Genomic DNA, 13644 nt, shown 5'->3' with positions numbered 1-13644 from the left:
GACTTGTCGGATTCATCTCACCTTTAGCAACGGAAATGCGGCTTTGCCAACCCTGTTCGGTTAGTAGATGTTGCACTGCTTGGGTGCGGCTGGCCGAACTGGTATATTGGCGCGTCATTTTTTCCGGCCATTGCCGGTAGCAAGGGATGGATCAACCAGACATGGCCGCTTCCTCGGATTACATCGTCGATATGCAGAAGGTGACGTTCAGCCGCTCGGGCCGAACCATCTTCAACAATGTCGACATCCGCATCCCTCGCGGGAAGGTCACGGGCATCATGGGGCCGTCCGGCTGCGGCAAGACTACCCTATTGCGCCTGATCGGGGCGCAGTTGCGACCGGACAGCGGTTCGATACTCGTCAACGGCCGGAACATTCCCAGATTGGGTCGTGAAGAGCTATTCGAGGCGCGCCAGGACATGGGCATGCTGTTTCAGTCCGGTGCCTTGTTCACTGATCTGGATGTGTTCGAGAACGTCGCTTTCCCACTACGTGTGCATACCTCTCTCCCGGAAGACATGGTTCGTGACATCGTCATGCTCAAATTGCAGGCGGTAGGGCTGCGTGGTGCCTGGAAACTGATGCCTGACGAGCTTTCCGGCGGCATGAAGCGTCGGGTGGCGCTCGCCCGTGCGATTGCGCTGGACCCGGAGCTGATGATGTATGACGAGCCGTTCGTCGGCCAGGATCCGATTTCCATGGGTGTGCTGGTACGGCTGATCCGTTTGCTGAACGATGCGCTGGGACTGACCAGTATCGTGGTATCGCATGACCTGGCCGAGACCGCGAGCATTGCCGATTACCTGTATGTCGTGGGCGACGGGCAGGTCCTTGGTCAGGGCGAGCCGGACGAGCTGATGAACTCGGAAAATCCCCGCATCCGACAATTCATGCAGGGCGAGCCCGACGGTCCGGTCGCATTCCACTACCCGGCACAGGATTATGTGCAGGATCTTCTCGGCAAGGGGAGCAAGCCATGAATGCCGCGGCCAATCGACTGGCCCGGCTCGGGCGTTCCGGGATCGACCTTGTTTCTGCGCTGGGGCGTGCCGGCGTATTCCTCTTTCTCGCCCTGTTCGGTCGCACCCGTTTCGGCAAGAGCTGGCAGCTGTTGCTGCGCCAATTGTTCGCGGTGGGCGTGCTGTCACTGCCGATCATTATCGTTTCCGGGCTGTTCATCGGTATGGTGCTGGCGCTGCAGGGCTACAACATTCTGGTCAGCTATGGTTCCGAGCAAGCGGTGGGGCAGATGGTGGCGCTGACGCTGCTGCGCGAGCTCGGCCCGGTAGTGACCGGTCTGCTGTTTGCTGGTCGCGCGGGTTCGGCCTTGACTGCGGAAATCGGCCTGATGAAGACCACCGAGCAGTTGTCGAGTCTGGAGATGATCGGCGTCGACCCGCTCAAGTATGTCGTCGCCCCGCGGTTGTGGGCCGGCTTCATTTCCATGCCGCTGCTTTCGCTGATCTTCTGCGTCGTCGGGATCTGGGGTGGCGCCATGGTCGCCGTGGACTGGTTGGGGGTATACTCCGGCTCCTACTGGGTCAACATGCAGAACGCCGTCCAGTTTGGTGATGACGTCCTTAACGGGCTCATCAAGGCGCTGGTGTTCGCTTTCGTCATTACCTGGATCGCCGTATTCCAGGGTTACGATTGCGAGCCGACTTCCGAGGGCATCAGCCGCGCGACGACCCGGACTGTCGTCTATGCGTCTCTGGCCGTGCTCGGCCTGGACTTCATTCTCACCGCTCTGATGTTCTGAACCTGAAGGACTTTTGCATCATGCGTACGCGTACTCTCGAGCTGACCGTTGGTCTGTTCATCCTGATCGGGGTGCTTGCCCTGGTTGTCCTGGCCCTGCGAGTCAGCGGCCTGAGTTCGACCACGTCCGGCGACACCTACCGTGTCTATGCCCATTTCGACAACGTCGCTGGCCTGACGCCTCGTGCGAAGGTGACCATGGCAGGTGTGACCATTGGCCAGGTTACGAGCATCCAATTCGACAAGAACCGCTACACCGGCTTCGTCGAGATGGCGATCAGCTCGGATGTCGATACGCTGCCGGCCGATAGCACTGCCTCGATTGTCACGGCGGGGTTGCTGGGTGAGAAATATGTCGGTATCTCCGTTGGTGGCGAAGACGATTTGCTGGCCGACGGCGACGAAATTCACGACACGCAGTCAGCACTGGTTCTGGAAGAGCTGATCGGGCGCTTCCTGCTCAACACTGTCAGCACAGACGACTGATCCCGGAGATCCGCATGCGCACTTTATTCAGGTTTGCCGCTGTATTGATGCTGTCACTGCCCTGGCTGGCGCATGCTGCCCAGACACCTCAACAGGTGGTTGAAGATACATCCCGAAAAGTGATGGACGTCCTGGACGCCAACCGGGAAACCTATCGCAAGGATACCGAAGCCTTCCTGCAGGGCCTCAATCAGGTTCTCGACCCGGTCGTGGATTTCGACGGCATTGCCCGCAGCGTCATGACCGTGCGGTACAGCCGCAGCGCGAGCGAAGAGCAAATGCAGCGTTTCATCGAGACGTTCAAGCGCAGCATGGTGCAGTTCTACGGTAACGCACTGCTTGAGTTCGATAGCGGCGACATCAAGGTGCTGCCACCGAACAACCGCGACCAGCAGGGTCCGGATCGGGCCAGTGTGAACATGGAGATTCGCGCGGACAACGGCAACGTTTACCCGGTCACCTACACCATGGTCAATCTGGACGGACAGTGGAAGGTGCGCAATGTCATTGTCGAAGGCATCAACATCGGTCTGCTGTTCCGCGATCAGTTCGCCCAGGCCATGCAGGCCAACCGCAACGACCTGGATGCCGTGATCGATAACTGGGGTGGCGTCGTCGCGCAGTCGCGCGAGACTGTCGAGAAAAAGGTTGCCGAATGAGCGTTCGCCTGCTCGCCGACCAGGCCGACTGCTTGCGGCTCGAAGGCGAACTCGACTTCAGTTCGGCAGTCACCGTCCGTCCGGAGCTTGAGCGACGTGTCGCTGCGGCAGGACCATCGGTACGTCTGGATTTTTCCGGCGTAACCCGCGTCAACAGCGTCGGCCTGTCATTGATACTGGTTGCTGCGCGCGTCGTCGAGGCACGCCAGGGTTCGCTTACCGTTAGTGGCATGCCTGCCGGGCTGCGAAGCATGGCCGTGGTGTGCGGCCTCGATCAGTGGATCGAGTCGATTGCCGCGTCGGGCAGCGCAGGTTAACGTACCGCCCTTCACCGAATACCGGAGAGTTACTATGCAGGCCAACGAGGTCAAGCAACTGATCGAGTCACAGCTACCGGACGCCGAAGTGGCGGTCGAAGGCGAGGGCTGCAATTTCCAGCTGCTGCTGATCAGCGACGAATTGGCCAAGCTGTCGCCAGTCAAGCGTCAGCAACAGATCTATGCACTGCTCAATGAGCATATCGCCGATGGCAGCATCCATGCGGTGACCATGAAGTTCTTTACTCGCGAAGCATGGGCCAGCCGTTCCTGACGGCCAGCCAACAAGAGATTCCGTATGGACAAGTTGATCATCACCGGTGGCAAGCGCCTGGACGGTGAAATTCGTATTTCCGGTGCGAAGAATTCGGCGCTGCCGATTCTGGCCGCCACGTTGCTGGCCGACGAGGCCGTGACTATCTGCAATCTTCCGCACCTGCACGACATTACCACCATGATCGAGCTGTTCGGCCGGATGGGAATCCAGCCGATCGTCGACGAACGAATGAACGTGGAAGTCGATCCGCGCAGCATCACCACGCTGGTTGCCCCGTATGAACTGGTCAAGACCATGCGCGCCTCGATCCTGGTGCTCGGTCCGATGGTCGCTCACTTCGGCCAGGCCGAAGTGGCATTGCCGGGCGGCTGCGCCATCGGCTCGCGCCCTGTCGATCTGCATATTCGCGGGCTACAGGCGATGGGCGCCGAAATTACGGTCGACGGCGGCTACATCAAGGCAAAGGCTCCGGAAGGCGGATTGCGCGGCGCGCATTTTTTCTTCGACACGGTCAGCGTCACCGGCACCGAGAACATTCTTATGGCCGCCACCCTGGCCAACGGCCGTACGGTTCTGGAAAATGCTGCGCGTGAACCGGAAGTCGTCGACCTTGCCGAGTGTCTGATTGCCATGGGCGCGGATATCCAGGGTCACGGCACCGATACCATCACCATTAACGGCGTGAAGCGGCTGCACGGCGCGCGCTACTCGGTGATGCCTGATCGCATCGAAACCGGCACCTATCTGGTGGCCGCCGCGGCCACGCGTGGCCGGGTCAAGCTCAAGGAAACCGATCCGACCATCCTCGAATCAGTGTTGCTCAAGCTGGAAGAGGCGGGCGCGCACATCGAAACAGGCAAGAACTGGATCAGCCTGGATATGAAAGGCAACCGCCCGCGCGCGGTCAGCCTGCGCACCGCGCCGTACCCGGCATTCCCGACTGATATGCAGGCCCAGTTCATTGCCATGAACGCGGTTTCCGACGGTGTCGGTACTGTGGTGGAAACAATCTTCGAAAACCGCTTCATGCACGTTCAGGAAATGAACCGCATGGGCTCGAAGATCACCATCGAGGGCAACACCGCGATCGTCACCGGCGTCGAGAAGCTAAAGGGCGCTCCGGTCATGGCGACCGATCTGCGTGCCTCGGCGAGCCTGATCATCGCGGCGCTGGTGGCCGACGGCGATACGCTGGTCGACCGGATTTACCACGTCGATCGCGGCTACGAATGCATTGAAGAGAAGCTGCAGGCGCTTGGCGCTTGTATTCGCCGGGTACCGTCCTGAGGAGCTTATGAGCCAGAGTCTGACCATTGCGCTTTCCAAGGGACGGATCCTCGATGACACGTTGCCGCTGCTCAAGCTCGCAGGCATCGAGCCGGTTGAGGACCTGGAGAAGAGCCGCAAGCTGATCTTCACCACCACCGATCCCGACGTACGTCTGTTGATCGTACGGGCGACCGACGTGCCTACCTACGTTGAGCACGGTGCGGCGGACCTGGGTGTCGCTGGCAAGGACGTGCTGATGGAATACGGCAGCCAGGGGCTCTATGAGCCGCTGGACCTGAAGATCGCCAACTGCAAGCTGATGACCGCCGGCCCGGTTGATACGCCGGAGCCGAACGGGCGTCTGCGGGTGGCGACCAAGTTCGTCAATGTCGCGCGTCGCTATTACGCCGAACAGGGCCGGCAGGTCGAAGTCATCAAGCTGTATGGCTCGATGGAGCTAGCCCCTCTGGTCGGGCTGGCGGACAAGATCATCGATGTCGTCGATACTGGCAACACACTCAAGGCCAACGGCCTCGAACCGCAGGAGCTGATCGCCCACATCAGTTCACGGTTGATCGTCAACAAGGCTTCGATGAAGATGAAGCACGCCCGCATCAAGGCGCTGATCGAAGTGTTGCGGGACGCGGTCGAGAGCCGCGCCAGCTGATCCGTTCCAATACCAAGGTGACCCCCATGAGCAAGCCGCTGCAGATAGCCCGTCTCGATGCCAATCAGGCTGATTTCGGCAGCCATCTGGACGCGCTGCTCGCCTGGGAAAGCGTCTCCGACAAATCGGTCAACGAACGCGTCGAAGAAATCATCCAGGCCGTGCGCCAGCGCGGCGATGCGGCGGTTGTCGAATACACCGCGCGCTTCGACGGCCTGAGCGTCGACTCCATGGATGATCTGATCCTCGATCGTGCGCGCCTGGAGCTGGCGCTTGAACGCATCACCGCCGATCAGCGACAGGCGCTGGAAGTCGCTGCCGAGCGCGTGCGCAGCTACCATGAGAAGCAGCGTCAGGACTCCTGGCGCTATACCGAGCCCAGCGGAACCGTACTGGGCCAGCAAATCACGCCGCTCGATCGTGCCGGCCTCTATGTGCCCGGCGGCAAGGCATCCTACCCGTCTTCGGTATTGATGAACGCCGTTCCCGCGAAGGTTGCCGGGGTGCCAGAAGTCGTCATGATGGTTCCGACTCCGCGTGGCGAGATCAATGAGTTGGTGCTGGCCGCGGCCTGTCTGGCCGGGGTCGATCGCGTCTTCACCGTTGGCGGTGCCCAGGCCGTCGCCGCGCTGGCCTATGGCACGGAAAGCGTGCCGCGTGTCGACAAGATCGTCGGGCCCGGGAATATCTATGTCGCCACCGCCAAGCGGGCGGTGTTCGGCCAGGTCGGGATCGATATGATCGCCGGCCCATCGGAAATTCTCGTGGTATGCGATGGCCAGACCGACCCGGACTGGATCGCCATGGATCTGTTCTCACAGGCCGAGCATGACGAGGATGCGCAGTCGATCCTGCTGTCCCCCGACGCGGCCTTTCTCGACGCCGTCGAAGCCAGTCTCAACCGCCTACTGGGTGAACTGGAGCGGTCCGACATCGTAAGAACCTCGCTGGAAACGCGCGGCGCGCTGATCAAGGTAGACAGTCTCGAGCAGGCTTGTGAAGTGTCCAACCGCATCGCTCCGGAACACCTCGAGTTGTCCGTCGCCGATCCCGAGGCGCTGCTGCCCTTGATCCGCCACGCTGGCGCCATCTTCATGGGGCGCTTCACTCCCGAGGCGCTGGGCGACTACTGTGCCGGCCCGAATCACGTATTGCCGACCTCCGGTACCGCGCGCTTCTCATCACCGCTTGGCGTGTACGATTTCCAGAAACGCTCCTCGGTGATCTTCTGTTCTCCGGACGGCGCATCGGATCTGGCCAGGACTGCCTCGGTGCTCGCGCGCGGTGAAAGCCTCACTGCCCACGCCCGTAGCGCGGAATACCGAATCAAGAATTGAAGCGACAGGCAGCACGCGGCACGTTAACCGCCGGTCTGCGCGCCGGGGTCGGCTTGTAGCGTCCAGCTTGATGCTTGTCCCTCTCCCAAGGAGATCGCTGTGAGCCGTTTCTGGAGTCCCTTCGTACACGAGCTGGTGCCCTATGTGCCAGGCGAGCAGCCGAAGTTGGCCAATCTGGTCAAACTCAACACCAATGAAAACCCCTATGGTCCTTCGCCAAAGGTAATCGAAGCGATCCGTGCCGAATTGGACGACAGGTTGCGCCTGTATCCGGCCCCGAATGCGGATGCGCTCAAGCAGCGCATAGCCGAGTACTACAACGTCAGCACCGAACAGGTCTTCGTCGGCAACGGCTCCGACGAAGTGCTTGCGCATGTTTTTCATGGTCTGTTCCAGCACGGCCGGCCGCTGCTGTTCCCGGACATCACCTATAGCTTCTATCCGGTGTATTGCGGTCTGTACGGTATCCAGCCGCAACCGGTGGCGCTGGGAGACGACTTCAGCATCAATGTCGATGACTACGCTCGTGCCAATGGCGGGATCATCTTCCCCAACCCGAATGCGCCAACCGGCGTACCGCTGGGGCTCGAGGAGATCGAGCGGCTGCTCCAGCAGAATCGTGATTCGGTCGTCGTGGTGGATGAAGCCTATGTGGATTTCGGAGGCCAGACGTCGATCAGCCTGGTCGATCGCTACCCGAATCTGCTGGTAACTCAGACCCTGTCGAAGTCCCGCTCCCTGGCGGGCTTGAGGGTCGGTCTGGCGGTCGGCCACAAGGATCTGATCGAGGCGCTGGAGCGGATCAAGAACAGCTTCAACTCCTATCCCCTTGATCGTCTGGCAATCGTTGGCGCCGTGGCGGCGTTCGAGGACCAGCAATGGTTCGACGACACGCGCCGCCGTGTGATCGACAGCCGTGAACAACTGACCGCACAGCTGGAAGAGATGGGGTTCGGCGTACTGCCTTCAGCCGCTAACTTCGTCTTCGCGCGGCATTCGTCTCGAGACGCGGTCGAGCTCGCTCAGGGTCTGCGCGAGCACGGCATCATCGTTAGGCATTTCCGCCTGCCGCGCATCGAGCAGTATCTGCGGATCACCATCGGTACGCCGGAACAGAACGAGGCGTTGCTGCAGGCCTTGCGAACCGTCATCTGACGGTTCAGCGGCAGCGGTAATTCTTAAGGTCGGAAGCTGGGACGCACGCCGACTTCGGCCCGGAAGCTCTTGGTGTCGCCGTCACGCAGCACGCGCATGCTGACCGTCTCGCCCGGTTTCGCCCGGGCCACCTGGTTCATCGCGCTGCGGCCGTTGATGGCGGGCTGGCCATCGATGCTCAGGATGATGTCGCCCGGCAGCAAGCCGGCCTGCCAGGCGGGGCCTTCCCGATACAACCCCGACACAACGATCCCCTGACCGAATTCCAGGTCGGCAGCCGCGGCCTGCTCGGCACTCAGCGGCTGTACCTCTACGCCCAGCCAGCCGCGAATCACCCGGCCGTTGGCAATGATTGCCTGCATGACCTCAGCGGCCAGCTTGGCGGGAATCGCGAAACCAATCCCCTGAGAGCCACCTGACTGGGAGAAGATCGCCGTATTGATACCGATCAGGCTGCCGTGCGCATCGATGAGCGCGCCCCCGGAATTGCCCTGGTTGATCGCTGCGTCGGTCTGGATGAAGTCTTCATAGGTGTTCAGCCCCAACTGGTTGCGACCGGTGGCGCTGATGATCCCCATGGTTACCGTCTGGCCGAGCCCGAACGGGTTGCCGATCGCCATGACCACATCACCGGTCCGTTGATCCTCGGCAGGGCTGATGGTGACTGCCGGCAGGTTCGGCAGGTCGATCTTCAGGACCGCCAGGTCGGTTTCCGGATCGGTACCGATCAATCGGGCGATGGTCTCGCGACCGTCCTGCAAGGCGACGAGTATTTCGTCGGCATCGGCGATCACATGGTTGTTGGTCAACAGGTAACCATCGCTGCTCAGAATCACCGCCGACCCGAGGCTGGACTGGCGGCGGGACGAGCCCGGCAGGTTGTCGGCGTAATCGCGTAGCGTAGGGTTGAGCTGACCTGCTGCTTCTTCCGGCGTCACTTCCTTGCTGGTGAAAATGTTCGCTACTGCGGGTGCTGCTCGGCGCACCGCCGCGCTGTAGGAAACCGGGCCGGACGAGCTCACGACACGCTCGGGCTCGGGCGTGACCTGAATCTCGACATTGGCATTGGGCGCGAGCCCGAGCCAGTGAGGGAACGCCTCGATGACCAATAGCGCCAGCAGCAGTCCCCAAGTGACGGGCCAGCCCAGGCTGCGCAAGTGATCCTTCATCGATGTTTTCCCTTTGAGTTGCAGGCGGTAAGCGCGGAAGCGAGCATTATAGGTCGCCGCCCGTGGTCTGTAGAGAGCGGGTTCCTTGTAATACCCGTTCAGATACCGAAAATGTCGGTTTTGTCGCGTCCCGGAGATAACCATGATCGAGCGTACCGCGCTGGTGCAGTATTGCGATGAGCTGCTGGAGCAGCACGCCTTCCAGGACTACTGTCCGAATGGGCTGCAGGTCGAGGGAGCAGGGCAGGTTCGCCGGATCGTTACCGGGGTCACGGCCAGCCAGGCGTTGCTCGATGCCGCAGCCGAGCGCGGCGCGCAGCTTGTGCTGGTCCATCATGGCTATTTCTGGAAGGGCGAGGCCGCGCCCATCACCGGCATGCGTTATCGTCGCATCAAGAAGCTGATGGACCATGACATGAGCTTGCTGGCGTACCACTTGCCGCTCGACGTGCACGCCGAACTGGGCAATAACGTGCAGCTCGCGCGGCTGATGGGTTGGACGATCGAAGGTGGGCTCGAGCCCGGCAATCCGCGATCGGTCGGACTTGTAGGGCAGGCCAGCGAGACGTGTTCGGGCGAGGCCTTCGCTGCCTCGCTTGAACAGGCGCTGGGCAGGGCGCCCCTGCACATTGCCGGCAGCGGCCGGCCGATTCGCCGTATCGCCTGGTGCACGGGCGGAGCGCAAGGTTATATAGAAAAGGCAGTCGCGCTTGGCGTCGACGCCTACATTACCGGCGAAGTCTCCGAGCCGACGGTACACGCGGCTCGGGAACATGGCATTCATTTCTTTGCGGCAGGGCATCACGCCACCGAGCGCTACGGTGTTAAAGCGCTAGGCGAGCACTTGGCGGAACGCTTCGACATCGAGCATGAGTTCATCGATATCGACAATCCGGTTTGAGCCGTGCGCGATGCCAGAGCGACAAGCGCTTTCGAATATCCATATAGCTCAAGGTTCTTGTCGGTGCGCTTATTATAAGCAACCTGCTTTGTTACAATGCGGCCAATTCGAATTCGGGACGCCCGGCGTCCCCCTTATCGTTGCGAGAGCGCCATGCTGGAAAAACTGACTCACCTGAAACAGCTGGAAGCGGAAAGCATCCATATCATTCGTGAGGTTGCGGCCGAGTTCCAGAATCCGGTCATGCTGTATTCGATCGGCAAGGATTCGGCAGTCATGCTGCATCTGGCCCGCAAGGCTTTCTATCCCGGCAAGCTGCCGTTCCCGGTGCTGCACGTGGATACAGGCTGGAAGTTTCGCGAGATGTACAAGTTCCGCGAGAAGATGGTCAACGAGATGGATCTTGACCTGCTGGTGCATCAGAACCCGGAAGGCCTGGCCCAGGGCGTGAACCCGTTCACTCACGGGAGTGCGGTACATACCGATGTCATGAAGACCCAGGGTCTGAAGCAGGCGCTCGACAAGTACGGTTTCGACGCAGCCTTCGGTGGCGCACGCCGCGACGAGGAAAAGTCCCGAGCCAAGGAGCGGGTGTATTCGTTCCGCGACAAGCACCACCGCTGGGACCCGAAGAACCAGCGTCCCGAGCTCTGGAACATCTACAACGGCAAAGTGCACAAGGGCGAAAGCATCCGCGTGTTCCCCCTGTCGAACTGGACCGAGCTGGACATCTGGCAGTACATCTATCTGGAAAGCATCCCGATCGTACCGTTGTATTTCGCTGCTGAACGCCCGGTTGTCGAGCGTAACGGCTCGCTGATCATGGTCGACGACGAGCGCATGCCGCTCAACGAAGGCGAAAAGCCGGAAATGAAGATGGTGCGCTTCCGCACCCTGGGCTGCTATCCGCTGACCGGCGCAGTCGAATCCAGCGCGGCGACCCTGCCCGACATCATTCAGGAAATGCTTCTGACCAGAACGTCCGAGCGCCAGGGCCGCGTGATCGATCACGATCAGGCAGGCTCGATGGAAGAGAAAAAACGTCAAGGTTATTTCTAAGCGCGACACTCGGCCCGGAGAACGAATTACATGAGTCACCAATCGGATCTGATCGGTCAGGACATTCTGGCCTACCTGTCGCAGCACGAACGCAAGGAGCTGCTGCGCTTTTTGACCTGCGGTAACGTCGATGACGGCAAGAGCACCCTGATCGGGCGTCTGCTGCATGACTCCAAGATGATCTACGAAGATCATATGGAAGCCATCACCCGCGATTCGAAGAAGTCCGGTACCACTGGCGAAGACATTGATCTCGCGCTGCTGGTTGACGGTCTGCAGGCCGAGCGTGAGCAGGGCATCACCATCGACGTGGCTTACCGGTATTTCTCGACAGCCAAGCGCAAGTTCATCATCGCCGACACCCCCGGACATGAGCAGTACACGCGCAACATGGCCACTGGCGCCTCGACCTGTGATCTTGCGATTATTCTGATTGATGCGCGTTACGGCGTGCAGACCCAGACCAAGCGGCACAGCTTCATCGCCTCGCTGCTGGGCATCAAGCACATCGTCGTCGCCGTGAACAAGATGGACCTGAAAAACTTCGATGAAGGCGTGTTCAATCAGATTTGCGACGACTATCGCGAGTTCGCCAAGGGGCTGGAAATGCTCGACGGCAACAGCGTGCACTTCGTGCCGATGTCTGCTCTCAAGGGCGACAACGTGGTCAACCGTAGCGAGCGTAGCCCCTGGTATACCGGCCAGACCCTCATGGAGATTCTGGAAACGGTGGAAGTGGCGGCTGATCGCAACGTCAAGGATCTGCGCTTCCCGGTTCAGCTGGTCACCCGGCCGAACCTGAACTTCCGTGGCTTCGCCGGCACCATCGCCTCGGGCATCGTGCACAAGGGCGACGAGCTGGTCGTATTGCCTTCGGGCAAGAGCAGCCGCGTCAAATCCATCGTCACCTATGATGGCGAGCTGGAAACAGCCGGCCCCGGCCAGGCTGTCACGCTGACGCTGGAGGACGAGATCGATATTTCCCGTGGCGACATGCTCGCCCACGTCGATAACCGCCCGCTGATCGGCGACCACTTCGAGGCCAATATCGTGTGGATGGCCGAGCAACCCATGCAGCCGGGGCGCAAGTACGACATCAAGCGCGCTACCAGCTACAGCCCGGGCTCGTTCACGCGCATCGTGCATCGCATCGATGTGAACACGCTGGAGCAGCAGGAAGCCGGCCAGCTGGGCCTGAACGAGATCGGCCGGGTCGAGCTGTCGCTCGAGCGCCCGATCGCCTATGACGACTACCGCAGCAACCGCACCTCCGGCGCCTTCATCGTCATCGACCGCATGACCAACGGCACCGTCGGCGCCGGCATGATCGTCGCCAAGGGTCTGATGGGGCAGAACAGCGGCGAAAGCCACCACGGCCGCTTCGCCCACGTCACGGCTTCCGAGCGTGCCGCGCGCTTTGGTCAGGATCCGGTTACGGTCCTGTTCACCGGCCTGTCGGGCTCGGGCAAGAGCACCATCGCCTACGCCGTGGAGCGCAAGCTGTTCGACCAGGGCCGCGCCTGCTACGTGCTCGATGGCAAGGCCATGCGCCAGGACCTGTCCAAGGGCCTGGCCCAGGACGCAGCCGGTCGTGCGGAGAATCTGCACAAGGGCGTGCGTATCGCCCGTCAGCTCAACGAAGCCGGTCTGATCGCCCTGGGCGCCTTCGTCGCGCCGACCAAGGAAAGCCGTGACACCGCTCGGCATATTCTCGGCGAGCGCTGCCTGCTGGTGCATCTGGACGCACCCTTGGATGTCTGCCAGACGCGTGACCCGTCAGGCCTCTACGCAGCCAATGTCGAAGGTACGATTCCGGGCGTGTCCTACCCGTACGAAGCGCCGGAAAATGCCGATCTGGTGATCAACACCGCTGACATGGACCTGGAAAGCTGCGTCGACAAGGTCATTGGTCTGCTGCGCGAGCGGAAGCTCGTCTGACGGGAGCCGGCCATGAAGCCAGCTGACATAGACTTCATGCGGCTGGCGCTGGCCGAAGCCGAGCGGGGTGCCTTGCTTGGCGAGGTGCCGGTCGGGGCGGTGTTGGTTGTCGATGGGGCCGTGGTCGGCAAGGGCTTCAACCAGCCAATCAGCGCCCACGACCCCAGCGCTCACGCGGAAATGGTCGCCATTCGCCAGGCCGCCGACGCTCTCGGCAACTACCGGCTACCCGGCGCTACCCTCTACGTCACCCTCGAACCTTGCACCATGTGCGCCGGCCTGCTGGTGCACAGTCGTATTTCCCGACTCGTCTACGGCGCCAGCGAACCGCGTGCCGGCGCCATCGTCAGCCGCAGCCAGACCCTTGACCAGCCTTGGTATAACCATCATGTTCAGGTGGAGGGAGGCGTGCTGGCGGAGGAGTGTGGTGCGGTGCTGACGGCATTCTTTCGGCAGCGGCGGGGTCGCGACAGATAACTGTCGCTCAGCACTCAGCACTCAGCACTCAGCAATCAGCGACAAGCTTCAAGCGGCAAGCTTCAAGCCAAGCCGCACCCGGCTTTAGCGAGCCCTCGGATCGCAACACGCCGCAGAAGCACACCTGTTTCATCGTCCCACTCGGATAGCTTGCCGCTTGATGCTCACAGCTTGT

15 protein-coding genes are annotated in these 13644 nt (G+C 61.1%); 14 read left to right on the top strand and 1 reads right to left on the bottom strand.

Going from position 1 to position 13644, the window contains the following annotated elements:
• Nucleotides 1-161: 161 nt before the first annotated feature.
• The 10 genes from BLT85_RS11580 to hisC all read left to right on the top strand — a co-directional run bounded on the left by BLT85_RS11580 (nt 162) and on the right by hisC (nt 7925).
• Complete coding sequence (locus BLT85_RS11580) at nt 162-980, top strand: ATP-binding cassette domain-containing protein (protein ID WP_093394863.1); 819 nt, start codon at nt 162-164, stop codon at nt 978-980.
• On the top strand, nt 977-1759 hold the full coding sequence (mlaE, locus tag BLT85_RS11575; RefSeq protein ID WP_093394861.1) for a lipid asymmetry maintenance ABC transporter permease subunit MlaE: 783 nt from the start codon (nt 977-979) through the stop codon (nt 1757-1759). The genes BLT85_RS11580 and mlaE overlap by 4 nt, the downstream gene beginning before the upstream one ends.
• A gap of 20 nt (nt 1760-1779) precedes the next feature.
• Complete coding sequence (mlaD, locus tag BLT85_RS11570; RefSeq protein ID WP_093394858.1) at nt 1780-2244, top strand: outer membrane lipid asymmetry maintenance protein MlaD; 465 nt, start codon at nt 1780-1782, stop codon at nt 2242-2244.
• Nucleotides 2245-2258: 14 nt separating this feature from the next.
• Complete coding sequence (locus BLT85_RS11565) at nt 2259-2903, top strand: MlaC/ttg2D family ABC transporter substrate-binding protein (RefSeq protein WP_093394855.1); 645 nt, start codon at nt 2259-2261, stop codon at nt 2901-2903.
• Nucleotides 2900-3220: an STAS domain-containing protein gene (locus BLT85_RS11560; RefSeq protein WP_093394853.1), complete on the top strand. Its 321-nt coding sequence runs from the start codon at nt 2900-2902 to the stop codon at nt 3218-3220. Before BLT85_RS11565 ends, BLT85_RS11560 begins: the two co-directional genes overlap by 4 nt.
• A 34-nt stretch (nt 3221-3254) precedes the next feature.
• A complete protein-coding gene (locus BLT85_RS11555) occupies nt 3255-3494 on the top strand; it encodes a BolA family protein (RefSeq protein ID WP_093394850.1) in 240 nt (79 codons plus the stop codon).
• Nucleotides 3495-3518: 24 nt separating this feature from the next.
• Complete coding sequence (gene murA / locus BLT85_RS11550; protein ID WP_093394847.1) at nt 3519-4784, top strand: UDP-N-acetylglucosamine 1-carboxyvinyltransferase; 1266 nt, start codon at nt 3519-3521, stop codon at nt 4782-4784.
• A gap of 7 nt (nt 4785-4791) precedes the next feature.
• Nucleotides 4792-5433, top strand: a complete 642-nt coding sequence (gene hisG, locus BLT85_RS11545; RefSeq protein WP_093394844.1) for an ATP phosphoribosyltransferase — start codon at nt 4792-4794, stop codon at nt 5431-5433.
• A gap of 26 nt (nt 5434-5459) precedes the next feature.
• Entirely contained in the window at nt 5460-6770 is a 1311-nt protein-coding gene (gene hisD, locus BLT85_RS11540) for a histidinol dehydrogenase (RefSeq protein ID WP_093394841.1), read from the top strand.
• 99 nt (nt 6771-6869) lie between these two features.
• Nucleotides 6870-7925, top strand: coding sequence for a histidinol-phosphate transaminase (gene hisC / locus BLT85_RS11535; protein ID WP_093394839.1), 1056 nt, complete (start codon nt 6870-6872; stop codon nt 7923-7925).
• A 23-nt stretch (nt 7926-7948) separates the two neighbouring features.
• Here hisC and BLT85_RS11530 read toward each other — a convergent pair whose 3' ends face one another.
• Complete coding sequence (locus tag BLT85_RS11530; RefSeq protein ID WP_093394836.1) at nt 7949-9094, bottom strand: S1C family serine protease; 1146 nt, start codon at nt 9092-9094, stop codon at nt 7949-7951.
• Nucleotides 9095-9236: 142 nt separating this feature from the next.
• On the opposite strand from BLT85_RS11530, the gene BLT85_RS11525 reads away from it, so the two are divergent.
• The 4 genes from BLT85_RS11525 (at nt 9237) to tadA (ending at nt 13469) form a co-directional block, all read left to right on the top strand.
• On the top strand, nt 9237-9995 hold the full coding sequence (locus tag BLT85_RS11525; protein ID WP_093394833.1) for a Nif3-like dinuclear metal center hexameric protein: 759 nt from the start codon (nt 9237-9239) through the stop codon (nt 9993-9995).
• Nucleotides 9996-10148: 153 nt separating this feature from the next.
• Nucleotides 10149-11054, top strand: coding sequence for a sulfate adenylyltransferase subunit CysD (gene cysD, locus BLT85_RS11520; RefSeq protein ID WP_093394830.1), 906 nt, complete (start codon nt 10149-10151; stop codon nt 11052-11054).
• A gap of 30 nt (nt 11055-11084) precedes the next feature.
• Nucleotides 11085-12992, top strand: a complete 1908-nt coding sequence (gene cysN / locus BLT85_RS11515; RefSeq protein WP_093394827.1) for a sulfate adenylyltransferase subunit CysN — start codon at nt 11085-11087, stop codon at nt 12990-12992.
• 12 nt (nt 12993-13004) lie between these two features.
• Nucleotides 13005-13469, top strand: coding sequence for a tRNA adenosine(34) deaminase TadA (gene tadA / locus BLT85_RS11510; RefSeq protein WP_231701472.1), 465 nt, complete (start codon nt 13005-13007; stop codon nt 13467-13469).
• Nucleotides 13470-13644: the final 175 nt, after the last annotated feature.

This window comes from Halopseudomonas xinjiangensis (assembly GCF_900104945.1).
In the GTDB taxonomy this organism is placed as follows: domain Bacteria; phylum Pseudomonadota; class Gammaproteobacteria; order Pseudomonadales; family Pseudomonadaceae; genus Halopseudomonas; species Halopseudomonas xinjiangensis.
The sequence above is the reverse complement of the archived record's forward strand: the minus strand, read 5'-3'. Positions and strand labels throughout refer to the sequence as shown.

Excerpts from the sequence above, each read along its gene's own strand:
- BLT85_RS11580 (WP_093394863.1), top strand. The coding sequence starts at position 162 with ATGGCCGCTTCCTCGGATTACATCGTCGATATGCAGAAGGTGACGTTC.
- mlaE (WP_093394861.1), top strand. The coding sequence starts at position 977 with ATGAATGCCGCGGCCAATCGACTGGCCCGGCTCGGGCGTTCCGGGATC.
- mlaD (WP_093394858.1), top strand. The coding sequence starts at position 1,780 with ATGCGTACGCGTACTCTCGAGCTGACCGTTGGTCTGTTCATCCTGATC.
- BLT85_RS11565 (WP_093394855.1), top strand. The coding sequence starts at position 2,259 with ATGCGCACTTTATTCAGGTTTGCCGCTGTATTGATGCTGTCACTGCCC.
- BLT85_RS11560 (WP_093394853.1), top strand. The coding sequence starts at position 2,900 with ATGAGCGTTCGCCTGCTCGCCGACCAGGCCGACTGCTTGCGGCTCGAA.
- BLT85_RS11555 (WP_093394850.1), top strand. The coding sequence starts at position 3,255 with ATGCAGGCCAACGAGGTCAAGCAACTGATCGAGTCACAGCTACCGGAC.
- murA (WP_093394847.1), top strand. The coding sequence starts at position 3,519 with ATGGACAAGTTGATCATCACCGGTGGCAAGCGCCTGGACGGTGAAATT.
- hisG (WP_093394844.1), top strand. The coding sequence starts at position 4,792 with ATGAGCCAGAGTCTGACCATTGCGCTTTCCAAGGGACGGATCCTCGAT.
- hisD (WP_093394841.1), top strand. The coding sequence starts at position 5,460 with ATGAGCAAGCCGCTGCAGATAGCCCGTCTCGATGCCAATCAGGCTGAT.
- BLT85_RS11530 (WP_093394836.1), bottom strand. The coding sequence starts at position 9,094 with ATGAAGGATCACTTGCGCAGCCTGGGCTGGCCCGTCACTTGGGGACTG.
- BLT85_RS11525 (WP_093394833.1), top strand. The coding sequence starts at position 9,237 with ATGATCGAGCGTACCGCGCTGGTGCAGTATTGCGATGAGCTGCTGGAG.
- cysD (WP_093394830.1), top strand. The coding sequence starts at position 10,149 with ATGCTGGAAAAACTGACTCACCTGAAACAGCTGGAAGCGGAAAGCATC.
- cysN (WP_093394827.1), top strand. The coding sequence starts at position 11,085 with ATGAGTCACCAATCGGATCTGATCGGTCAGGACATTCTGGCCTACCTG.
- tadA (WP_231701472.1), top strand. The coding sequence starts at position 13,005 with ATGAAGCCAGCTGACATAGACTTCATGCGGCTGGCGCTGGCCGAAGCC.